21 protein-coding genes and 1 tRNA gene are annotated in these 19,779 nt (G+C 56.7%); 18 read left to right on the top strand and 4 right to left on the bottom strand.

The window, feature by feature from the left end:
* Nucleotides 1-2 precede the first annotated feature (2 nt).
* The 4 genes from ACR0LH_RS19465 to ACR0LH_RS19480 all read left to right on the top strand — a co-directional run bounded on the left by ACR0LH_RS19465 (nucleotide 3) and on the right by ACR0LH_RS19480 (nucleotide 4,944).
* Complete coding sequence (locus tag ACR0LH_RS19465) at nucleotides 3-356, top strand: 4a-hydroxytetrahydrobiopterin dehydratase (RefSeq protein WP_480722163.1); 354 nt, start codon at nucleotides 3-5, stop codon at nucleotides 354-356.
* 134 nt (nucleotides 357-490) lie between these two features.
* Nucleotides 491-2,065 (top strand): lysine--tRNA ligase, encoded by a 1,575-nt coding sequence (locus tag ACR0LH_RS19470; RefSeq protein WP_480722165.1) that lies wholly within the window; start codon nucleotides 491-493, stop codon nucleotides 2,063-2,065.
* Between the two features lie 48 nt (nucleotides 2,066-2,113).
* Nucleotides 2,114-2,515 (top strand): DUF4864 domain-containing protein, encoded by a 402-nt coding sequence (locus tag ACR0LH_RS19475; RefSeq protein WP_170484949.1) that lies wholly within the window; start codon nucleotides 2,114-2,116, stop codon nucleotides 2,513-2,515.
* A gap of 140 nt (nucleotides 2,516-2,655) precedes the next feature.
* Nucleotides 2,656-4,944 (top strand): glycosyl hydrolase family 28-related protein, encoded by a 2,289-nt coding sequence (locus tag ACR0LH_RS19480; protein WP_480722166.1) that lies wholly within the window; start codon nucleotides 2,656-2,658, stop codon nucleotides 4,942-4,944.
* A 41-nt stretch (nucleotides 4,945-4,985) separates the two neighbouring features.
* Here the strand turns inward: ACR0LH_RS19480 and ACR0LH_RS19485 are convergent, their stop codons facing one another.
* Nucleotides 4,986-5,648 (bottom strand): hypothetical protein, encoded by a 663-nt coding sequence (locus tag ACR0LH_RS19485; protein WP_480722167.1) that lies wholly within the window; start codon nucleotides 5,646-5,648, stop codon nucleotides 4,986-4,988.
* A gap of 142 nt (nucleotides 5,649-5,790) precedes the next feature.
* Here ACR0LH_RS19485 and ACR0LH_RS19490 point away from each other — a divergent pair, with 142 nt between their 5' ends.
* Together ACR0LH_RS19490 and ACR0LH_RS19495 are read left to right on the top strand one after the other, a co-directional pair.
* Nucleotides 5,791-6,117, top strand: coding sequence for an antibiotic biosynthesis monooxygenase family protein (locus ACR0LH_RS19490; protein ID WP_480722168.1), 327 nt, complete (start codon nucleotides 5,791-5,793; stop codon nucleotides 6,115-6,117).
* 65 nt (nucleotides 6,118-6,182) lie between these two features.
* The gene (locus ACR0LH_RS19495; protein ID WP_170388960.1) at nucleotides 6,183-6,590 is read left to right on the top strand and encodes a universal stress protein; all 408 of its coding nucleotides are present in this window, start codon (nucleotides 6,183-6,185) and stop codon (nucleotides 6,588-6,590) included.
* On the opposite strand, the gene ACR0LH_RS19500 is transcribed toward ACR0LH_RS19495, so the two are convergent.
* Complete coding sequence (locus ACR0LH_RS19500; RefSeq protein ID WP_480722169.1) at nucleotides 6,575-7,078, bottom strand: HugZ family pyridoxamine 5'-phosphate oxidase; 504 nt, start codon at nucleotides 7,076-7,078, stop codon at nucleotides 6,575-6,577. The two genes, ACR0LH_RS19495 and ACR0LH_RS19500, sit on opposite strands and share 16 nt — an antisense overlap.
* Nucleotides 7,079-7,316: 238 nt before the next feature.
* Between ACR0LH_RS19500 and ACR0LH_RS19505 the strand changes: the two genes are divergently transcribed.
* The 3 genes from ACR0LH_RS19505 (at nucleotide 7,317) to ACR0LH_RS19515 (ending at nucleotide 9,067) form a co-directional block, all read left to right on the top strand.
* Nucleotides 7,317-7,619, top strand: coding sequence for an excalibur calcium-binding domain-containing protein (locus ACR0LH_RS19505; RefSeq protein ID WP_480722171.1), 303 nt, complete (start codon nucleotides 7,317-7,319; stop codon nucleotides 7,617-7,619).
* 54 nt (nucleotides 7,620-7,673) lie between these two features.
* The gene (locus tag ACR0LH_RS19510; RefSeq protein WP_480722172.1) at nucleotides 7,674-8,027 is read left to right on the top strand and encodes an MmcQ/YjbR family DNA-binding protein; all 354 of its coding nucleotides are present in this window, start codon (nucleotides 7,674-7,676) and stop codon (nucleotides 8,025-8,027) included.
* Between the two features lie 242 nt (nucleotides 8,028-8,269).
* Nucleotides 8,270-9,067, top strand: coding sequence for a DUF3800 domain-containing protein (locus tag ACR0LH_RS19515; protein ID WP_480722174.1), 798 nt, complete (start codon nucleotides 8,270-8,272; stop codon nucleotides 9,065-9,067).
* 3 nt (nucleotides 9,068-9,070) lie between these two features.
* Here ACR0LH_RS19515 and uvrB read toward each other — a convergent pair whose 3' ends face one another.
* Nucleotides 9,071-11,257, bottom strand: coding sequence for an excinuclease ABC subunit UvrB (uvrB, locus tag ACR0LH_RS19520; RefSeq protein WP_170696404.1), 2,187 nt, complete (start codon nucleotides 11,255-11,257; stop codon nucleotides 9,071-9,073).
* A 149-nt stretch (nucleotides 11,258-11,406) separates the two neighbouring features.
* Between uvrB and ACR0LH_RS19525 the strand changes: the two genes are divergently transcribed.
* The 3 genes from ACR0LH_RS19525 (at nucleotide 11,407) to ACR0LH_RS19535 (ending at nucleotide 12,293) form a co-directional block, all read left to right on the top strand.
* Nucleotides 11,407-11,718: an ETC complex I subunit gene (locus ACR0LH_RS19525; protein ID WP_170484935.1), complete on the top strand. Its 312-nt coding sequence runs from the start codon at nucleotides 11,407-11,409 to the stop codon at nucleotides 11,716-11,718.
* Nucleotides 11,719-12,195 (top strand): GNAT family N-acetyltransferase, encoded by a 477-nt coding sequence (locus ACR0LH_RS19530; RefSeq protein ID WP_480722176.1) that lies wholly within the window; start codon nucleotides 11,719-11,721, stop codon nucleotides 12,193-12,195.
* A gap of 21 nt (nucleotides 12,196-12,216) precedes the next feature.
* Nucleotides 12,217-12,293, top strand: a tRNA-Arg gene (locus ACR0LH_RS19535).
* Nucleotides 12,294-12,403: 110 nt separating this feature from the next.
* Here ACR0LH_RS19535 and ACR0LH_RS19540 read toward each other — a convergent pair.
* Nucleotides 12,404-12,763 carry a hypothetical protein gene (locus ACR0LH_RS19540; RefSeq protein WP_170777577.1) on the bottom strand — a complete coding sequence of 120 codons (360 nt, stop codon included), beginning with the start codon at nucleotides 12,761-12,763 and terminating at the stop codon, nucleotides 12,404-12,406.
* Nucleotides 12,764-12,868: 105 nt separating this feature from the next.
* On the opposite strand from ACR0LH_RS19540, the gene iolG reads away from it, so the two are divergent.
* The 6 genes from iolG (at nucleotide 12,869) to iolE (ending at nucleotide 19,777) form a co-directional block, all read left to right on the top strand.
* Nucleotides 12,869-13,882 carry an inositol 2-dehydrogenase gene (gene iolG, locus ACR0LH_RS19545; protein WP_480722178.1) on the top strand — a complete coding sequence of 338 codons (1,014 nt, stop codon included), beginning with the start codon at nucleotides 12,869-12,871 and terminating at the stop codon, nucleotides 13,880-13,882.
* 120 nt (nucleotides 13,883-14,002) lie between these two features.
* Complete coding sequence (locus ACR0LH_RS19550) at nucleotides 14,003-14,944, top strand: sugar ABC transporter substrate-binding protein (RefSeq protein WP_170484926.1); 942 nt, start codon at nucleotides 14,003-14,005, stop codon at nucleotides 14,942-14,944.
* 80 nt (nucleotides 14,945-15,024) lie between these two features.
* Nucleotides 15,025-16,149, top strand: a complete 1,125-nt coding sequence (locus tag ACR0LH_RS19555) for an ABC transporter permease (protein ID WP_170414704.1) — start codon at nucleotides 15,025-15,027, stop codon at nucleotides 16,147-16,149.
* 1 nt (nucleotide 16,150) lies between these two features.
* Nucleotides 16,151-16,969, top strand: a complete 819-nt coding sequence (locus ACR0LH_RS19560) for an ATP-binding cassette domain-containing protein (RefSeq protein ID WP_170388972.1) — start codon at nucleotides 16,151-16,153, stop codon at nucleotides 16,967-16,969.
* A gap of 79 nt (nucleotides 16,970-17,048) precedes the next feature.
* The gene (gene iolD / locus ACR0LH_RS19565) at nucleotides 17,049-18,881 is read left to right on the top strand and encodes a 3D-(3,5/4)-trihydroxycyclohexane-1,2-dione acylhydrolase (decyclizing) (protein ID WP_480722180.1); all 1,833 of its coding nucleotides are present in this window, start codon (nucleotides 17,049-17,051) and stop codon (nucleotides 18,879-18,881) included.
* Nucleotides 18,878-19,777, top strand: a complete 900-nt coding sequence (gene iolE, locus ACR0LH_RS19570; protein WP_170804472.1) for a myo-inosose-2 dehydratase — start codon at nucleotides 18,878-18,880, stop codon at nucleotides 19,775-19,777. Before iolD ends, iolE begins: the two co-directional genes overlap by 4 nt.
* Nucleotides 19,778-19,779: the final 2 nt, after the last annotated feature.

Here is a 19,779-nt window from a genome sequence, read left to right on the forward strand (position 1 = left end):
AAATGACCCTATCTGGAGAGACCTGCAGCCTGTCGGACCGGACCTGTGTGCCCTGTTCCGGCGGAATTCCCCCTTTGACGGCTGATGAGGCCAATACGCATATGGCCGAGCTTACCTCTGACTGGAAACTGGACGCGGAGGCGAAAACGCTGAGCCGCCACTACACGTTCAAAGGGTTTGCCAAGGCAACCTATCTGGCCAATCTTTGCGCGTGGCTTGCTGACCAACAGGGCCACCACCCGGATATCGCGTTTGGCTGGGGCTATGTGGATGTCAAATTGACGACCCACGAAATTGGCGGCCTCAGCGAGAATGATTTCATCTGGGCGGCCAAACTGGATCAATTGACCTCGTGATCCCGCGTTTCTAGGCTTTCCAGTCAGGAAAACCCCTAGGCTTTATTGACTCATGCTGCACCGGCACAATAGGAGGGGCCGGTCGGTTGCATGCGGTGACCGGCACTGTTTTTCCCGATGGAGCTTGTCGAATAATGTCTGAACTGCGTGAAACCGCGATGTCGTCCAAGGCTTGGCCTTTTGAAGAGGCGCGCCGGGTGCTCAAACGCTATCAGAAGGGCGCTCCTGAAAAGGGGTACGTGCTGTTTCAGACAGGGTATGGACCGTCGGGCCTGCCGCATATCGGAACATTTGGCGAGGTTGCCCGGACGTCTATGGTACGTCACGCTTTCGAGCAGATCAGCGACATCCCAACCAAGCTGATTTGTTTCTCGGACGATATGGACGGCTTTCGCAAAGTGCCGACCAACGTACCGATGCAGGACGCGTTGAAGGAAGACCTGCACCTGCCGCTGACCAAAGTGCGCGATCCGTTTGGCACGCATGAAGGTTTTGCGCAGCACAACAATGCGATGCTGTGTGACTTTCTGGATAGCTTCGGGTTTCAGTACGAATTCGCCTCGGCCACTGAATACTATACCAGCGGCAAGTTTGATGAGATGCTGCTGACCGCCTTGGATCGGTTCGAGAAAATACAGGAAATCATGCTGCCGACCCTGGGGGCAGAGCGGCGTGAGACATACTCCTGCTTTCTGCCGATCAGCCCGAAAACCGGCCACGTGTTGCAAGTTCCAACGCTGGAGCGCAATGTGGCCAAGGGGACGATCGTTTATCAGGAACCCGACGGCGAAAAGGTCGAAATCCCGGTCACCGGCGGCAACGTCAAGATGCAGTGGAAGCCGGATTGGGCAATGCGCTGGGCTGCGCTGGGTGTGGACTATGAGATGTCGGGCAAGGACCTGATCGACTCGGTCACGCAGTCGTCGAAAATCTGCCGGGCGCTGGGCAAGCAACCGCCCGAGTCGCTGAGCTATGAGTTGTTCAATGATGAGCAGGGGCAGAAAATCTCGAAATCGAAAGGCAATGGTTTGTCGATGGAGGAGTGGCTGACCTACGCCGCGCCCGAGAGCCTTTCGTTTTTCATGTATCAAAAGCCCAAGACGGCCAAGCGTCTGTATTTCGATGTCATCCCCAAAGCAGTGGATGAGTATCACCAGCAGTTGCGCGCCTATCCGGGGCAAGAGCTGAAGGCTCAGTTGAACAACCCCGTCTGGCACATCCACGGCGGCGACGTTCCTGAATCAACGCTGATGGTGCCGTTTGCAATGCTGTTGAACCTTGCGTCGGTTTCCGGGGCCGAGGACAAAGAGGCGTTGTGGGGCTTTATCCGCCGGTATGCGCCTGAGGCTACGGCCGAAACACATCCCGATCTTGATCAGGCAGCAGGCTTTGCTGTGCGTTACTTCAACGATTTCGTCAAACCAACCCGCCAACATCGCGCACCTACGGATCAAGAGCGCGAGGCGCTGGAAGCGCTCAAAGCCGCGCTTGCGGACTATGACGGTCCGATCGAGGATGAGGCGTTGCAATCCGTGGTCTATGCCATCGGACGGGATCGGTTCGATCCGCTGCGGGGATGGTTCACCGCTCTGTACGAAGTGCTTTTGGGTGCGTCTCAAGGGCCGCGTTTCGGTGGGTTTATTGCGCTGTATGGCGTGCCGGAAACGATCGCGTTGATCGACAAGGCGCTGGCCGGAGAGCTGGTCTGATTTGACCTGATACCTGATGGGGCTACCCTTCGATCAGGAGGTGGCCCCATGCGCCGTATTATTCTTGCCGTAGCCTTCAGTGTCGGACTGGTCACGAGCGGTGCCGCTCAGGATGCCGAGATCGAGGCCAATATCGCCGCCCAGATTCAGGCGTTCAAAGCGGATGATTTCGTCACCGCCTTTACCTTTGCCAGCCCGAACATCCAGAACATATTTCGCACGCCCGAGAATTTCGGGGCGATGGTGAGAAATGGCTATCCGATGGTCTGGCGGCCATCCGAAGTAAGGTTTCTGGAGCTGCGCGAAGTGGCCGGGGCTTTGTGGCAGAAGGTGATGATCGTGGATGGGGACGGGCGTGCCCATATCCTTGACTATCAAATGATCCAGCTTGAAAGCGGGTGGAAGATCAACGGCGTCCAGTTGCTTGGAAATTCCGACCCGGCCGCGTGATGCAACGCCTCCGTTACGGTGACGTGATGGGCGATTAATCCCTTTTCGATACTCAGAATTTCGCGCTTGGGGCTTGTTCCTCGGGCACTGGGTTTATGCGCACGGCGACCTACCGCAGCGCAACTGGGAAAGGGATTTCTATGAACAAGGCAATCACCGACGGTATCGTGTTCATGCCGCCTGCTTTTGCAAACGGCCTAAATGTTTGGTCCAGCGGCGATGGAACGCCCGGTTCGCCGACCTACGATGGTTCTGGAACAGGGGCATTTGTCCCAGCGGATGCCGATTTTGGCGGCTGTCTGGAGATATTGAAGGTCAATCCGACCCAGCAGTTGCGGTATATGGGCCAGACCCCGCTGCTGCCTGGATGTTATTTGCAGATCAAGGCAAGAGTTAAGGCAATCAGTGGCCCACTGCTCGAAGTGCGTATCGCGGCGTGGGCAGGCGGTGCCGGAGATGTGCGCGTGTCCGATGTGGCGGATCGCGGCGCGGCAACACAATTGTCTGGCTACGGTACGGTGCACGAGATCACGGCTATCGTTGGCACCGGACAGCGCGCTGGCGTTGACATGCCTTGGGGCGTTCAGGCGCTTTACGGGCATTTCGGTCTGGACATCGACGGTGCAAACGGAGCGGTGATCCGGGTCGACGACATCGAGATTTCGGATGTTACAAGCGTTTTCCTTCGGGAAATGATCAGCCTGGTCGATGTACGGGACTTTGGTGCCGTTGGTGATGGCGTAGTTGATGATACCGCTGCATTTCAAGCGGCCGATCAAGCCGCCGCGGGGCGACGGGTTTTTGTGTCCAAGGGGACCTATCTTCTGGCGCAGAACACGACACTGTCGTCAGAAGTTGAATTCGAGGGCACGGTTTCCATGCCCGACGACAAGATGTTGCTGTTGACCAAAAACTTTGACCTGCCTGCCTACATAGCGGCATTCGGCGATGAAGAAATCGCCTTCAAAAAGGCTTTCCAAGCGCTTTTGAACAACTCGGACCATGAATCGCTGGACATGGGAGGGCGAAAGATCGCGATCAATGCGCCGATCGATATGGCAGCGGCGGTGCCGAACAAGCAGACCGGGTTTTCAACACGACGTGTAATCCGTAACGGCCAGTTTGATGTCAAAAGCAATTCGGCGTGGGATACCGAAACGTTCACCTCGGTGGCGACTTACAACACCTCGGATCCGACCCGTCTGACCAACGTGGCCAATGTCGCGAACATCCCGGTGGGTGCGCTGGTTCAAGGCAGCGGGGTTGGTCGCGAAATATATGTTCGTTCCAAAAATGAAGGTGCGGGAGAGATCACCCTTAACGCCCCGATCTATGATGCAGCGGGTACGCAGACCTTTACGTTTGTGGCGTTCAAATACTTACTGGATTTCAGTGGCTTCAGCACTCTGCGCAAGTTCGGAATGGAGGAGATTGAATTCCAGTGCAATGGCCGCTGCAGCGCGATCCGGCTTGCGCCTTCGGGTAGCACCTTCGCGATTACGAATTGTTTCGTCAGCCGCCCCAAAGATCGGGGTATCACGTCGATCGGAACCGGCTGCCAAGGGATGCTCGTTGATAATTGCCAGTTCCTTTCCTCCGAGGAATCTTTCATCGTTTCGGATCGCGAGTCCATTGCGTTGAACGCGACGGCGAATGACATCAAGCTGAGCCACAACCGAGCGGTGCGGTTTTTGCATTTCGCCATTTTGGGCGGGACGAACAACCTTGTTCTGGGCAATCACTTCTTTCAGGGGGACAGTATCCCTCAGGGTGTCCGCAGTGCCGGACTGGTGATGATCGGAACCTACAATAGTTCGACAATCTCGGAAAATTACGTCGATAACTGTTTTGTACAATGGACGAATGAGAGGGATTCCAACCCGGTCTATACCGGAGGGTTCTCTTTCAGTTCGATGACCATATCTGACAATATCTTCTACTCGAGCGAGGTTGCACCCTGGTTCAGCCCAATCGTCATCCGCCCGCACGGAGGAGGGCATTTCCTGAACGGCGTCGTGGTAACAGGTATCAAGTTCCGTTCGACCAACGGAAGTATCGACCGTGCAGAAAGGGTGGACACGACCTTTGCCGACCTGAACCGGCAAGCGCATCTGAACGTCAAATTTCAGGACAATACTTTCCATGGCGTAACGGCAAAAGTCGAAAACCCCCTTAGACTACGCTTTTCACAGAATTCTGCGTCGCAGGTCTGGACGATCGGGGCACAGGGGCGTTTGCCTTTTGGCGGGCGCGCGCGAAGCTGTGACGCCGTCGTGGTTCTGGGTGAATTGAAAAGCACATTCGGCTCGACGGTCTACACGACCCCGTATGTCGATCTTGAGAAGGGGACCAACGGTGATCAAATCCAACTGCGGTGGTCTCAAGGCGTCCGTGGGCAAGTATCGGTGACCATGAGAATGGAATACTAAACCGGCCTGTTTCTAGTTCAGGCGAGACGCTCCGTCGAACCCTAAAACTCTCCCCATATAGCCACTTTGATGCCCGTATTCCTGCGGGCATCATCGCGTTCCAGTCCCAGAACCCACGTGGTTGAGCTGTCCGGTTTGCGAACCATGACGGAAGGCCGAACTTTCCAAAACAGGGGGGCACTGGAACGATAAGCGGTTTCGACTTGCAGCAAAGGGTTCACCCATCGCTGCGACGACAGGCCAGCGGTCAAATCCAGTTTTCGGATCAAGGCGTCGTGCGTTCGGTATTCCAGAGTTGCATCCAGCGCGATCCAGCCGTTTCCCCAGCCAGTCTGGAAGCCTTTGCCGTAGGAAAGCGTTGCTTTGTACAAGGCCCAAGCCCCTGTGTGCCGGTGATGCGTACCGATGCCAAGTTCTGCGGCAAGCCGTCCTCTGTGTCGCAGGTCCAATACAGGTATCCGGGCAAATATCGTCGCGTGGCCGTATAGGTCTCGGTTTTCTTCAAAGTCGAAGCCTACGGTCAAGTTGTCCCTGGCCCCCCATTCTGCATAGAGAGACGATTTATAGTCAAAACCGTGGTGCTGTTCTTTGAAAACGGTCGCAGAAGCAGCGGTGAAGGCTGCGTCTTTTTCTCTTAGCCACGCACCAGATAACGCAGGCGAGGCGATAGTTAGTAGCAGAAGAAGGTAGACAATCCGGCGCATGCGCGCAGCATCCGGCAGCATGGTTAACGGATCGTTAGGATTTGTTGATTTCTGAGAACCCAGGTCGTGATTGGCGTTCAAAGGAAACCCGCGACGTTTTCAAAACCTATGTTAAGTTCAAAGTGAACAAGGGAGATTCCAGATGCCGATAATTGCTAAGAACGCAAGCGTCCAAACCGTCATCACCACCTTTGAAATGACGCCGGGCACCTGTCACGACCTGCTTGAGGCTTTAACCGATGCCTATGCGGAATTCATATCTAAACAGCCGGGCTTCGTTGCGGCTGGCCTGCATGTGAATGATGCGCAGACCCGAATTGCCAATTATTCACAGTGGGAGCGCCGCGAGGATTTTCTTGCGATGCTGCGCACCCCAGAGATGCGCACCCGGAATCGGAAGATCAACGAGCTGTGCAAAAGTTTTGAGCCAGTCATGTATGATGTTGCCGAAACATTCGGCAGTTCGTGACCTAAATCAAAGCTCTGATACACGAATTGCCGCATCTTGTCCTAAATTGAACGGAGGTGCGCGTCATGTATCACAATATTCTGGTCCCTATTTCCTTTGATGCCGAACGAGATATTTCCGGCCCCCTGAAGCTGGCCGAAGTTTTGGCCACGCCGGGTGCGCAAGTGACATTGCTGCATGTGGTCGAGCATATTCCAAGCTATGCAATCTCTTACATGCCGCCCGAGTACCTGGCCGAAGCGCGCACGGCGCTTCAGACAGAATTGGACAATCTGGCTGCGAAGCTACCCAACGCGACAGGGGTTGTGGTCGAAGGGCATTCGGGGCGAACGATCCTTGACTGGGCGGAAGAACATAAACCCGATTTGATCATCATGGCCTCGCATCGGCCGGGGATGCAGGATCTGCTTCTGGGCTCGACGACGAACCACGTGGTGCGACACGCGGCCTGCGCGGTTCATGTGGTGCGTTGATCGGGCAGTAAATCCCCTTGGGCAAGGCGCCAAGCCTTGCCGAAACCGCCATTCAGCAGACCTTCGGAAATCTCAAACCGGACAAACCCAAAGTCGGTGAAATCTGCGTATAGTTTCGCTTTGGGCCGCTGGCTCAGAAAGTGGACGCGCAGCTTTTCGTGTTCTTCGGTCCTTCTGGCGATGAAGGTGGCGCTTGCGTGCAGGGTTAGGCGCGGATGGGTCAATGGGGCGCCGGAATTGCCCGGCTCTCCGATCAAAAGCGCGCAGACCGGGTTGACGCTTAGGGCGCGTGTGTGGTCCGCCAGCGTTGAAATCAAGGTGACCGGCGATCCGGCCGGGTCCAGGGCCAAGGCGATGCGAGACACAGACGGAGCGGGTGTATCCGGGCGCAGAACGGCCAGTGCGCCATAGGTGGCGCTGGCGAGCAGGTCTTTTGCCAGTTTGCGGGCCGTGTCATCTACGTCTCGGAAAGGGGTCGAACTTGTCATGTCGCACCGCAGGGTAGGGGAGTTTGCAGCCCAAGTGTAGACGTCAGCAAAGCGTTTTGTCAGGGGCAATTGCGGGTGATTAACCCTCGGATTCGTCACGAAAATAGTGTATGATAAACATATGCTGCCCCAATCCCCTGTGCCGCGACAATTTTTTACCAATCCGAACACGCCAGCGCGCCGCAGGCGTGCGGAATCGTTGCGACGGCGGGCGCTTTCGCCTGTGCGAATCCTGATCATGGTTCTCTTGCTTCCGGTAACGACCGCAGCAATCGCGCTTAGCGTTTACTTGCGGACGTCCAAGTTCGAGCAGGAAGAAGCGATCTTTCATCTCATCGCGTTGGGAGGGTGCTCGACATCCGAAGTCATTCTTCCGGGGCCGTATTTCATAGGAGAGCCGGGATATCATCGACGCAACGACCCCGATGGCGACGGAGCCGCATGTGGCAATGCCTCTCAAACTGCCGCGTCCACGACGAATGAGCCGCCCAAGGCCGCGACCGTCCACGCGGTGGGAACCGCCAAATTCGTCCGGCCCTGAGTTGGCGGTTCATTCTGACTTGCCTAGCGTCGCGCGCACCGCCAAAACTTCACAATGACCCGCGACGACTTCAACGAATTCTGCGCCAGTCTCAAGGCGACCACTCACGTTGTGCAATGGGGCAACGCGGATGTGTGGAAAGTGGGCGGCAAGGTCTTTGCGATCTGCGGCTGGAACGAGGGGCGCGACGCCTTCACCTTCAAAGCCACCGATCTGGCCTTTGAGGTGCTAAGCGACCAACCCGGCATCCGCCCAGCGCCCTATCTGGCCTCCCGCGGGATGAAGTGGCTACAAGTCTACGAGGCGCGCGGGATGAGCGACACCTCCCTGCGTGATCATATCGTGACCTCGTATGATCTGGTGGTGGCGAAACTGACCAAGAAGGTGAGGGCGGAGTTGGGGGTTTAGGGGGCGGTTGGTGCTTTGGGCCTTGGGTGAGTTTGGTGGGGTGTTCGTTGTGGCAGCTGTTTGGAAGCACAACTTGTGATTGCCTTTGTGTTTGGGCGAGCGCTGAGCTGCAGGATTGGAGTGTGGGGGTTAGGTTGAAAGCCTCTTGCACCAATTTTTTGGTGACAAACGGTTGTTAATATTCGATAAAGTGAATGAGTTCGTATTTAAAATCAAGTGTTTGCTAGTTGAGGGTAAGTTGATTGAGTTGCCTAGTTTACATAGATGAGAGTGGTGAGTCTGGAATCGCCAAAATTCGCGAAGGTAGGCAAGGAGGGTCTTCTCCATACTTTGTACTCGCTGCCGCAGTCATGCCCAGAGCGGTTGCGATAAACGCAAAACGTGTGTTGGATGCAGTGAACTCTGACTTAGGGAAGAAATGGAGTCATGCAACTGACCTGTCGCACAGCCAAACTGTTTATTGGGCGCGCAGAAGTGTCGACGTTAACTTAAGGTATTTCGCGGTAATTTCCAACAAAGCTACGTTGGGCGCGTATTCTGAACGAATACAAAAAGACCCGCAAAAGTTTTACAACAAATGCGCAGTCTACTTGTTAGAACGGGTTGGAAAATATCTTTTTAATCGTGGATATGCAAATGAGCCGCCGACAGTAGTTTTTGAGACAAGAAACCACGATTACGACGCGATGCGACGTTATATCGGCAAGATAAAAGATAGTCCGATGCACTCAGATGCTAAGTACCTTCGGATGGTTAACCCTTTCGCAATAACTACGAGATCGAAAGAAGAAGATTCACTTTTGAGGTATGCAGACTTGGCTTCCTACGCAGTATACCAATGTGCAAACAAGACCCCAAAGAACTTTTATATTCCAGAGCCAAGATATTTTGTTGAACTCAGCAAGAAGTTTGGCGCTGATCAATCGGGAAAGATATTGGGGAATGGTATCAAGACAATACATACTCTCGAACAACTAAACCTCGACACAGATATTGAGAGTCTTTTTCGTTCGATAAAAGCAGCTCCGATGCGACGGTAAGGATCACCTTTTTCTCCGCTTCACATTCCCACCTCTCTGCCCCGGCCGTCCAGCCGTTGATCGTCCGCGCGATTTGACCGCGTCCTCGGAGGCTTTCTCGACCGCCCATTGGCGCGCCATGGGGTCGTCGGCGACGGCGAGGTCGACGGCTTCTAGACGTTTGATCTCATCGCGGATATTGGCGGCCTCTTCAAATTCAAGGTTCTCGGCAGCTTTGCGCATTTGCTCGCGCAACCCGTCCAAGTGAGCCTCAAGATTCGCGCCATGCATCGGTTTGTCGATGGTGGCGGTGACGCGGTTCATGTCGACGTCGCCTTCATAGAGACCGGCCAGAACGTCCTCGACGTTTTTCTTTACCGTCTCGGGCGTGATGCCGTGTTCTTCGTTATAGGCGATCTGTTTGGCGCGGCGGCGGTTGGTCTCGCCCAAGGCGCGCTCCATGCTGCCGGTGATCTTGTCGGCATACATGATCACGCGGCCATCGGCGTTCCGCGCGGCGCGGCCGATGGTCTGGATCAGCGAGGTTTCCGAGCGCAGGAACCCTTCTTTGTCCGCGTCCAGAATGGCGACCAGCCCACATTCGGGGATGTCCAACCCTTCACGCAGCAGGTTGATGCCGACCAGCACGTCGAAGGCCCCCAGACGCAGGTCGCGCAGGATTTCGATCCGCTCGATCGTGTCGATATCCGAGTGCATGTAGCGCACTTTGATGCCTTGTTCGTGCAGGTATTCGGTCAGGTCTTCGGCCATGCGTTTGGTCAGCGTCGTGACCAGCGTGCGATAGCCATCCGCGGCGACCTTGCGCACCTCGTCCAGCAGATCGTCCACCTGCATCGACACGGGCCGGATTTCGACCTCGGGGTCCAAGAGGCCCGTGGGACGGATCACCTGTTCGGTAAAGACACCGCCGGATTGGTCCAGCTCCCACCCGGCGGGCGTGGCCGAGACGAAGACGGATTGCGGGCGCATGGCGTCCCATTCCTCGAACTTCAGGGGGCGGTTGTCCATGCAGGACGGCAGGCGGAACCCGTGTTCGGCCAGCGTGAATTTGCGCCTGTAGTCGCCCCGGTACATACCACCGATCTGCGGGACCGAGACGTGGGATTCGTCGGCGAAGACGATGGCGTTGTCTGGGATGAACTCGAACAGGGTTGGGGGTGGTTCACCGGGCGCGCGACCGGTCAGATAGCGCGAGTAATTCTCGATCCCGTTGCAGACGCCGGTGGCCTCGAGCATCTCAAGATCGAAATTGGTGCGTTGCTCCAGGCGCTGCGCTTCCAGCAACTTGCCTTCGCCAACCAGTTGGTCCAGCCGGATGCGCAGCTCCTTTTTGATGCCGATGATCGCCTGCTGCATCGTGGGCTTGGGCGTGACGTAGTGGGAGTTTGCGTAGACCCGGATGTGCTCCATCGTGTCGGTTTTCTCACCAGTCAGCGGATCGAATTCGGTGATCTGTTCCAGTTCTTCGCCGAAGAAGGACAGCTTCCACGCGCGGTCTTCAAGGTGGGCGGGCCAGATTTCCAATGAATCGCCCCGCACCCGGAACGAGCCGCGCTGAAAGGCCTGATCGTTGCGGCGGTATTGCTGGGCGACCAGATCGGCCATCACCTGCCGCTGGTCATAGTCGCTGCCTACCTTCAGGTCCTGCGTCATCGCCCCGTAGGTCTCGACCGAGCCGATACCGTAGATGCAGGATACCGAGGCCACGATGATTACGTCGTCCCGCTCCAGCAGAGCGCGGGTGGCCGAATGGCGCATCCGGTCGATCTGTTCGTTGATCTGAGATTCTTTTTCTATGTAGGTGTCCGAACGCGGCACATAGGCTTCGGGCTGGTAGTAGTCGTAGTAAGAGACGAAATACTCGACCGAGTTTTCCGGGAAGAAGCCCTTGAACTCGCCATATAACTGCGCGGCCAGCGTCTTATTCGGCGCAAGGATGATGGCGGGGCGCTGGGTTTCCTCGATCACCTTGGCCATGGTGAATGTCTTACCCGTGCCAGTCGCGCCCAGCAGAACCTGATCGCGCTCGCCGCCGTTAACGCCCTCGGTCAGTTCCTTGATCGCTGTCGGCTGATCTCCTGCCGGATTGAACTCAGTATGCATGACGAACTGCTTGCCGCCTTCCAGCTTGAGGCGGGCGCGGACATCTTCGGCGGTCAGTTGCGTCTTGTCGGAATGAGCGTAGGCCATCGGGGGATTCCTTTCGCGCCTGATTTTGATCTGTTTTTGTTCTTGTTCAAGGGGCAATTGAAAACGGAATGTTGCGACAATTCCGGACTTGTTCGCGGGGCCAGCGTGACGCATAAACACCCTCAGCCAAGTGAGTACGGAGAGGCGACATGCGCGCACGGATTTACCAGCCTGCACGGAATGCGATGACTTCAGGGATGGCCAAGACCCGCAAGTGGATTCTGGAATACGCCCCTGCATCTACGCGCGAAGTCGACCCGTTGATGGGCTGGACTTCGTCGAACGACACGCAGTCGCAAGTGCGTTTGAAATTCGACACCAAGGAAGAGGCGTTGGACTACGCGAAGGACAACGGCATCGACGCGCAAGTCAGTGAGCCGCACAAACGTAAGCCCAACTTGCGCTCTCGTGGTTATGGTGAGAATTTTGCCACCGACCGTCGTGCGCCCTGGACCCACTGAATGATCGAAATCCAAGAGGCCGACCCGACTTCGGACGCTTTGCGCCCGGTTGTTGAGGCTCATTTCGCGCATAGCGAAACTGCTGGTCCCGTCGAAAGCAATCACACAATGGATGCCGAAGGGCTGGCCGGTCCGGGCATCCGGTTCTGGGCAATGTACGAAGATGGGCAGGCAATAGGGTGTGGTGCGCTAAAGGCGCTGCCGGATGGGACGGCCGAGGTAAAATCCGTTCATGTGATCGCCTCTGCGCGTGGGCGCGGAATTGCGCGTGCGATGATGACGCGTTTGGCCGAAATAGCAAAGCATGAAGGGATCGCGGCATTGGTTTTGGAAACCGGAGCCGAGAACCTGCCCGAGTATGATGCAGCGCGTAAACTCTATGAGTCGTTGGGCTATTCCTATTGCGGCCCGATCTTCGGCTACGAAGACGATCCAAACAGCGCCTTCATGCGCTTGGGTCTTGAACCCCGCCCATAAAAACCGCAAGAAGGGCGCAGCGGTCCCGTAGCTCAACTGGATAGAGCAGCTGACTTCTAATCAGCAGGTTGAGGGTTCGAGTCCTTCCGGGATCGCCACTATCTATTTGATCTATTTGGAAACCGACCAGCACAAAGTACTTGGCAGTCGTATCGCTGGTATTCGCGGTTTAGCCCCCCCGAACCCGCATGCCTTCTAGTTGGTGTTTTCATCTGGCCAGCAAATACCGTGCGACAAGGAGAATGCCGATGATGCTAACAATAAGCAGTTCGGGATTGTCGTCGAAAAAATTTACCCACTCAGGAACTTTGGACGCACCGTAGGCGGGCACGCCGAAAAAAGCTTTGGTAACGCTACCTGTAGCGACTCCATACTCAATCATCGTTACAACACCTTTTAAAAAAACACTTCCAGATATTATTGCACAAAACATGCAGAAAATCTCGGGGTAGTTTTCCACCTGAAAATAACGCTGGTCCAGCGCGCGGATCAGCCTTGGCTTTGTTCGGGTTGGGTTGCCCTTTGCGCAAATGTTTTTTCCTTGGGCGCGACACCGTTCTTGCCCCATTTCATTCGTGGCGGGTCACAATTTTTCGGGTATTGAGAAATAATTCTTGCAACCGGTTGCAAAGCGAAACATTGTGGCACGCGAAATTGGATTCGGGAGAACCGCATGCTCAAGATCGGATTGCTGGGGGCCGGACGCATCGGTCGCGTGCATGCGAATACCATCGCCGGGCACTCTCAGAGCAAGCTGGTCGCGGTTGCAGACGCGTCTTTGGACGCCGCGGAAAACCTTGCCGCAGAATACGGGGCCGAAGTCCTGGGGTCTGATGAGATTATCCGAACGCCTGCAATAGATGCCGTTCTGATCGCCACGCCGACCGATACTCATTCCGACCTGATCGAAGCAGCAACATTGGCGGGAAAGGCCGTGTTGTGCGAGAAGCCGGTTGATCTTGATCTTGAGCGCGCATTGGCTTGCCAGCGTTCGACTTCGGCAAATGGTCGGCCGGTCATGATTGGCTTCAATCGCCGTTTTGACCCGAATTTTTCCACGTTGAAGGCCGCGCTTGACGCTGGAGAAATCGGCAAGGCCGAGCTGCTGTCGATCACATCTTTTGACCCCGCGCCGCCTCCGGTCAGCTATATCAAAGTGTCGGGTGGCCTGTTTCGGGACATGATGATCCACGATTTCGACATGGCGAACTACCTCATGGGTGATGCGCCTGTAGCAATTTCTGCTGTTGGATCTTCGGTTGTAGATCCAGAGATCGGATTGGCCGGGGATGTAGATACAGCGGTCGTCACGATGACCTATTCAGATGGTCGAATTGCGGTGATCAAAAACTCGCGGCGGGCGGTCTATGGGTATGACCAACGGGTTGAAATACTTGGCTCGGGCGGGTTGCTGCAGGCCCATAACATCCTTGAAAACTCGGTCGTGAAGTCAACTGAGACGGGCGTGGTTGGGGCAAGACCCAGCTACTTCTTTCTCGAGCGTTACATGTCTGCATATCGCGCCGAATGGGATGCGTTCGCCACTGCGGTGCAGACCGGTGCGGCGATGCCTGTGACGCTTGAGGATGGCGTTGCCGCCCTTGCGATGGCCGAAGCCGCAACTCGATCAGCTCAGTCCGGGCGGCCTGTTACAATGGAGGAAGTTTTGAAACCGGTTGCAAAATAATTCTATATCCGGAAACTGAGGGAAGCTCTGACGCTGATCGGGGCAGAGGAGATTCGGTTTAGCCGAATGGCCGGGACGGACCCGGCACGAAGATTGACTGTTCTATTGGGAGGAATGGAAATGAAAATGTTCGTAAAAGGCGTCTTGTTGGCCAGCGCCGTCGCGTTTGCCGGTGCTACCGGTGCCGCGGCAGAAGGTGAGAAATACATTTTGGTCAGTCACGCCCCTGACAGCGACAGCTGGTGGAACACCATCAAAAACGGGATCGCCCTGGCAGGCGAACAGATGGGCGTTGAGGTCGAATACCGCAACCCGCCGACCGGAGACCTCGCTGACATGGCTCGGATCATCGATCAGGCGGCGGCATCGGGACCGAACGGGATCATCACGACTCTGGCCGATCCGGATATTCTGGAAGGTCCGATCAAGGCAGCCGTGGATTCCGGTATCGACGTGATCATTATGAACACCGGCACGCCCGAGAAAGCGCGCGAAGTGGGTGCTCTTATGTATGTGGGCCAGCCTGAGTATGACGCCGGATTTGCCGCAGGCCAGCGTGCCAAGGATGATGGCATCGGTTCGTTCCTGTGTGTGAACCACTACATCGTGCAGCCTTCCAGTCAGGAGCGGTGCCAGGGCTTCGCTGACGGCCTGGGTATCGAGCTTGGCGAGCAGATGATCGACGCCGGTCAGGACCCGGCCGAGATCAAGAACCGCGTTCTTGCTTACCTGTCGGCCAATCCCGACACCGAAGCCGTATTGACGCTGGGCCCGACGTCGGCTGACCCGACCATTCTGGCGCTGGAAGAAAATGGCATGGCGGGTGACATCTATTTCGGCACGTTCGATCTGGGTGGCGAGATCGTCAAAGGCATCAAGAGCGGCGTGATCCAATGGGGCATTGACCAGCAACCGTTCTTGCAGGCTTACCTGCCGGTTGTGGTTATGGCCAACTATCATCGCTATGGCGTTCTGCCTGGCAATAACATCAATTCCGGCCCCGGTTTTGTAACCGCGGACGGGTTGGAAAAGATCGAAGAATTCGCGGGCGAATACCGCTGATCTTCACATTGGTGCGGATGCCGAAAGTGTGTCCGCACCCTTGAAATTCTATGCACTTTGAAGCGCGAGGGGAGGCACCCATGGCTGATTCAGCGCAATCCGCAACCGGCGGCGACGAACGGATCAAAGAGATATCGCCGCTGCGACGGGCTCTGATCCGTCCTGAGCTGGGCGGCATGGTCGGGACTGTTGCCGTATTCACCTTTTTCCTGCTGTTCGCCTTTGACAGCGGCATGTTCAATGCGCAGGGCGTGATGAACTGGTCGATCGTTTCGGCCCAGTTCATGATTATCGCCGTGGGCGCCTGCCTGTTGATGATCGCAGGAGAGTTCGACCTTTCCGTCGGCTCGATGATCGGGTTTGCGGGTATGATGATCGCGATTTTTTCGGTCACCCTAAGCTGGCCGGTCTGGATGGCGATCATTGTGACCTTCGCGTTGTGTGTCTCTATCGGGGCGGTGAATGGATATATCGTCGTCCGCACCGGTCTACCCAGCTTTATCGTGACATTGGCGTTTCTGTTCATCCTGCGTGGGTTCACGATTTACCTGCCGCAAACCATCGAGCGGAAAACCATCATCGGCGGAATTCGCGACGTGGCCGAAGGCGACTGGCTGGCCTCGGTCTTTGGCGGCAAAATCGGACAGGGTCTTTTTGTCTGGCTGGGCGACAACGGTATCATCGAAACTTTCGAGCGCGGAACACGGGCGGGCCAGCCCGTGGTGGACGGCATTCCAATGCTGATCATCTGGGCCATAGGCATCATCATATTTGGCCATGTGCTGCTGACCAAAACGAAGTTCGGCAACTGGATTTTTGCCGCTGGTGGCGATGCCGAGGCCGCGCGAAACTCGGGTGTGCCGGTGAGCCGGGTCAAGATTCTGATGTTCATGTTCACGGCCTTCTGCGCCACTGTTTTCGCCACATGTCAGGTGATGGAGTTTGGCTCGGCCGGTGCCGACCGCGGTCTGCTGAAGGAATTTGAGGCGATCATCGCCGTGGTTATCGGAGGCGCGCTGCTGACTGGCGGATACGGCTCGGTTCTGGGGGCGGCACTGGGTGCGCTGATCTTTGGCGTGGTACAGCAGGGGCTTTTCTTTGCTGGGGTCGAAAGCTCTCTTTTCCGGGTGTTCTTGGGTGTGATCCTGTTGGGAGCGGTGATCCTGAACACCTATATCCGCCGCATCATCACAGGAGAGCGCTGAGATGACCGAAGATACCAAGTTCCATCATGGCGACGCAGAGGATCGCAAGCCGATCATCCGCATGGTCAATATCCAGAAACACTTTGGCTCGGTGATCGCTCTGGCCGGGGTCAGTTTTGATCTGAAGCCGGGTGAGTGTCATTGTCTGCTGGGTGACAATGGCGCGGGCAAGTCCACATTCATCAAGACGATGTCGGGCGTGCACAAGCCGACCGCTGGTGAGATCTTCTTTGAAGACAAGCCAATGCATTTCGAAGACCCTCGTGACGCGATCGCCGCAGGGATTGCCACGGTTCACCAACATCTGGCCATGATCCCGCTGATGAGCGTTAGCCGGAATTTTTTCATGGGTAATGAGCCGACAAAGAAAGTCGCGGGCATCAACTTTTTCGACAAGAAAATGGCGGATGAGATTACCATGGAAGAGATGCGCAAGATGGGCATCAACCTGCGTGGTCCGGATCAGGCCGTTGGCACATTGTCTGGGGGTGAACGTCAGACGGTAGCAATTGCCCGGGCGGTGCATTTCGGAGCGAAGATCCTGATTTTGGACGAGCCGACTTCGGCGCTTGGGGTGCGGCAGACCTCGAATGTTCTGGCGACAATCGACAAGGTGCGCAGTCAGGGCGTAGGCGTCGTTTTTATCAGCCACAATGTGCGTCACGCCTTGGCGGTTGGGGATCGCTTTACCGTATTGAACAGGGGTCAGACGCTGGGTACCGCCAAACGTGGTGAAATCTCTCCTGAAGAATTGCAGGATCTGATGGCGGGCGGGCAGGAATTGGCCGAACTTGAGGGGTCGTTGGGCGGAACTGTCTGACGAACCACCGTCACAAAACCAGTCAGTACAGGAATTCAACGGATCGCCCGTGGGGTCCGCGTGTTGAAAGGAAACACGAATGAGCAAGACAATCAGATTGACCGCGGCTCAGGCTCTGGTGCGCTATCTGGGCGCGCAGATGAACGAGGCCGGAGAACCCTTCATCGCCGGTGTTTGGGCCATTTTCGGCCATGGCAACGTGGCCGGGCTGGGCGAGGCGCTGCACGCCGTGAAGGACAGTCTGCCCACCTATCGCGGCCACAATGAGCAGACTATGGCTCATTGCGCGATTGCATATGCCAAGCAAAAGCGCCGGACGCAGGCGATGGCGGTAACGTCCTCGATCGGGCCGGGGGCCACGAATATGGTGACGGCGGCAGCGCTGGCTTATGTGAACCGCCTGCCGGTGTTGCTGTTGCCCGGTGACGTGTTTGCGACGCGTGGTCCTGACCCGGTTCTGCAACAGCCCGAGGATTTCAACGACGGAACTGTCAGCGCCAATGACTGTTTCCGCCCGGTCAGCCGTTACTTCGACCGGATCACCCGGCCTGAGCACCTGCTGACCGCGTTGCCGCGCGCCTTTCGCACGATGACCGACCCGGCTGATTGCGGTCCGGTTACGCTGGCTTTCTGTCAGGACGTGCAGGCCGAGGCGTATGACTATCCCGAAAGCTTTTTTGAGCCTCGCGTCTGGTATCAGCGCCGTATTCGCCCGGACGAGGGCGAACTGGCTCGAGCGGCGGCTACGATCAAGGCTGCCAAACGCCCGGTGATCATTGCCGGGGGTGGAGTGCATTACTCGGGCGCGACCGACGCATTGCAGAGCTTTGCCGAGACGCACAATATTCCGATCACGGAAACACAGGCGGGCAAGTCCGCGTTGGCCTGGGATCATCCGTTGAACCTTGGGCCGGTTGGTGTAACGGGCGGAGAGCCTGCCAATGACGTGTGTGCCGAGGCCGATCTGGTACTGGCCGTTGGTACACGGTTGCAGGATTTCACCACCGGGTCATGGGGTCTGTTCTCGAACCCGGAGCGCGAGATGGTGTGCCTGAACACCAACGCCTATGACGCCGAGAAACACGGCGCGATGCCGTTGCAATCCGACGCCCGTGTCGGGTTGGAGGAACTGGGGACGGCCCTGCAAGGCTATCGCGCCGATCCGGTCTCGGACACGCTTAAGGCCGACTGGTATGGCAAGGTCGACAAGCTGACCGATGCGCCCGGCGATGGGAATGCTCTGCCGACGGACATGCAGGTTGTGGGTGCGGTTCAGCGTGCCTCGCATAACGATACAGTTGTGATGTGTGCGGCAGGTACGATGCCGGGAGAGTTGCACAAGCTGTGGAAAGCCCCGCGCCCCGGTGCCTATCACATGGAATACGGGTTCAGCTGCATGGGCTATGAGATTGCCGGCGCAATGGGCATCAAGATGGCCGAGCCCGAGCGTGATGTGATCTGCTTTACTGGCGACGGCACCTATATGATGGCCAATTCCGAGATGGCCTCAGCCGCGATGATGGGTGTGTCGTTCACGGTGGTGATCACCGACAACCGGGGCTTTGGCTGTATCAACCGGTTGCAGATGGGCACCGGCGGGGCCGAGTTTAACAACCTGCTGGATCACGCCGTTCATGAAAACCCGTCTGCTATCGACTTCGCGGCCCATGCCGCAGCGATGGGCGCGACTTCGGTCAAGGTTGGTTCCATTGCCGAGTTGGAGGACGCGCTGGCCAAACGCGCCGAAATCAAGGGGCCGTATGTGGTTGTCATTGATACTGATCCCTACCCCTCGACCGAATATGGCGGCACGTGGTGGGAAGTGGCGGTGCCCGAGGTCAGCATCCGCCCCGAAGTGAACGAAAAACGCGCGGCCTATGAGCTGGCGATCAAGGAAAGAAACACCAAATGAGCGTGAAAATCGGAATCTCTCCGATCGCGTGGCAGAATGATGATCTGCCGGATCTGACCGCCGCCTACACAATGGAACAGGCGCTGAAGGAAGCCCGCGAGATTGGCTATACTGGTGTCGAACGCGGTCAGCGCATGCCCGGCGATACCGAGGGTCTGCGCGCCTATCTTGATGCGAATGACATCGCGCTTTGCGGTGGCTGGTGTTCCGGGGCGTCGCTGGTGAACGACTTCGCAACCGAGCGTGAGGCCGTGCGCGAACAGGTCGCGCAATTCGTGGCGTTGAACAGTCCTTGTATCGTCTATGCGGAATGTTCCAACACCGTGCAGGGCCAGATCGCAACGCCGGTCAATGACCGTCCGAACCTGTCCAGAGATGAAGTTTTGGCCTATGCCGCCAAGATCACCGAACTGGCCAAGTGGATGGCGGATCAGGGGATGCCGATGGCTTATCACCATCACATGGGCACGATCATCGAAAGCGAAGATGATGTGAACTGGTTGATGGAAGGGTCTGGCCCCGAGGTGAAGCTGTGCTTTGACACCGGCCATCTGCTGTTCGGGGGCGGCGACGTTCTGGCGACTCTGAACCGTTGGGGCGACCGGGTGCATCACGTGCACTTCAAGGATATCCGCCCGCAGGTCGTGCAGGACACGCGCGAGAACAATCGCAGCTTTCTGGATGCCGTAATTGCCGGAGCCTTCACCGTGCCCGGCGATGGCTGCATCGACTTTCAGGCCGTCGCGAACACGCTGAAGGCACTGGACTACAGCGGTTGGATCGTTGTCGAAGCCGAACAGGATCCGGCCAAGGCGCCGCCCTGCGAATACTCCAAAATGGGCTACGACCACATCCTTGAGGTGTGCGGAAAGGCGGGGTTGTCTATCGCGAACTGACA

This window comes from Ruegeria sp. CL6 (assembly GCF_056536465.1).

What these genes read in the sequence shown, in the direction of transcription:
- iolD (WP_480722180.1), top strand. Translation starts at nt 17,049, where the DNA reads ATGAGCAAGACAATCAGATTGACCGCGGCTCAGGCTCTGGTGCGCTAT.
- ACR0LH_RS19505 (WP_480722171.1), top strand. Translation starts at nt 7,317, where the DNA reads ATGGTTCTCTTGCTTCCGGTAACGACCGCAGCAATCGCGCTTAGCGTT.
- ACR0LH_RS19480 (WP_480722166.1), top strand. Translation starts at nt 2,656, where the DNA reads ATGAACAAGGCAATCACCGACGGTATCGTGTTCATGCCGCCTGCTTTT.
- ACR0LH_RS19495 (WP_170388960.1), top strand. Translation starts at nt 6,183, where the DNA reads ATGTATCACAATATTCTGGTCCCTATTTCCTTTGATGCCGAACGAGAT.
- ACR0LH_RS19525 (WP_170484935.1), top strand. Translation starts at nt 11,407, where the DNA reads ATGCGCGCACGGATTTACCAGCCTGCACGGAATGCGATGACTTCAGGG.
- ACR0LH_RS19490 (WP_480722168.1), top strand. Translation starts at nt 5,791, where the DNA reads ATGCCGATAATTGCTAAGAACGCAAGCGTCCAAACCGTCATCACCACC.
- ACR0LH_RS19550 (WP_170484926.1), top strand. Translation starts at nt 14,003, where the DNA reads ATGAAAATGTTCGTAAAAGGCGTCTTGTTGGCCAGCGCCGTCGCGTTT.
- ACR0LH_RS19500 (WP_480722169.1), bottom strand. Translation starts at nt 7,078, where the DNA reads ATGACAAGTTCGACCCCTTTCCGAGACGTAGATGACACGGCCCGCAAA.
- iolE (WP_170804472.1), top strand. Translation starts at nt 18,878, where the DNA reads ATGAGCGTGAAAATCGGAATCTCTCCGATCGCGTGGCAGAATGATGAT.
- ACR0LH_RS19510 (WP_480722172.1), top strand. Translation starts at nt 7,674, where the DNA reads ATGACCCGCGACGACTTCAACGAATTCTGCGCCAGTCTCAAGGCGACC.
- iolG (WP_480722178.1), top strand. Translation starts at nt 12,869, where the DNA reads ATGCTCAAGATCGGATTGCTGGGGGCCGGACGCATCGGTCGCGTGCAT.
- ACR0LH_RS19530 (WP_480722176.1), top strand. Translation starts at nt 11,719, where the DNA reads ATGATCGAAATCCAAGAGGCCGACCCGACTTCGGACGCTTTGCGCCCG.
- uvrB (WP_170696404.1), bottom strand. Translation starts at nt 11,257, where the DNA reads ATGGCCTACGCTCATTCCGACAAGACGCAACTGACCGCCGAAGATGTC.
- ACR0LH_RS19465 (WP_480722163.1), top strand. Translation starts at nt 3, where the DNA reads ATGACCCTATCTGGAGAGACCTGCAGCCTGTCGGACCGGACCTGTGTG.
- ACR0LH_RS19560 (WP_170388972.1), top strand. Translation starts at nt 16,151, where the DNA reads ATGACCGAAGATACCAAGTTCCATCATGGCGACGCAGAGGATCGCAAG.
- ACR0LH_RS19485 (WP_480722167.1), bottom strand. Translation starts at nt 5,648, where the DNA reads ATGCGCCGGATTGTCTACCTTCTTCTGCTACTAACTATCGCCTCGCCT.
- ACR0LH_RS19475 (WP_170484949.1), top strand. Translation starts at nt 2,114, where the DNA reads ATGCGCCGTATTATTCTTGCCGTAGCCTTCAGTGTCGGACTGGTCACG.
- ACR0LH_RS19470 (WP_480722165.1), top strand. Translation starts at nt 491, where the DNA reads ATGTCTGAACTGCGTGAAACCGCGATGTCGTCCAAGGCTTGGCCTTTT.
- ACR0LH_RS19540 (WP_170777577.1), bottom strand. Translation starts at nt 12,763, where the DNA reads ATGGGGCAAGAACGGTGTCGCGCCCAAGGAAAAAACATTTGCGCAAAG.
- ACR0LH_RS19555 (WP_170414704.1), top strand. Translation starts at nt 15,025, where the DNA reads ATGGCTGATTCAGCGCAATCCGCAACCGGCGGCGACGAACGGATCAAA.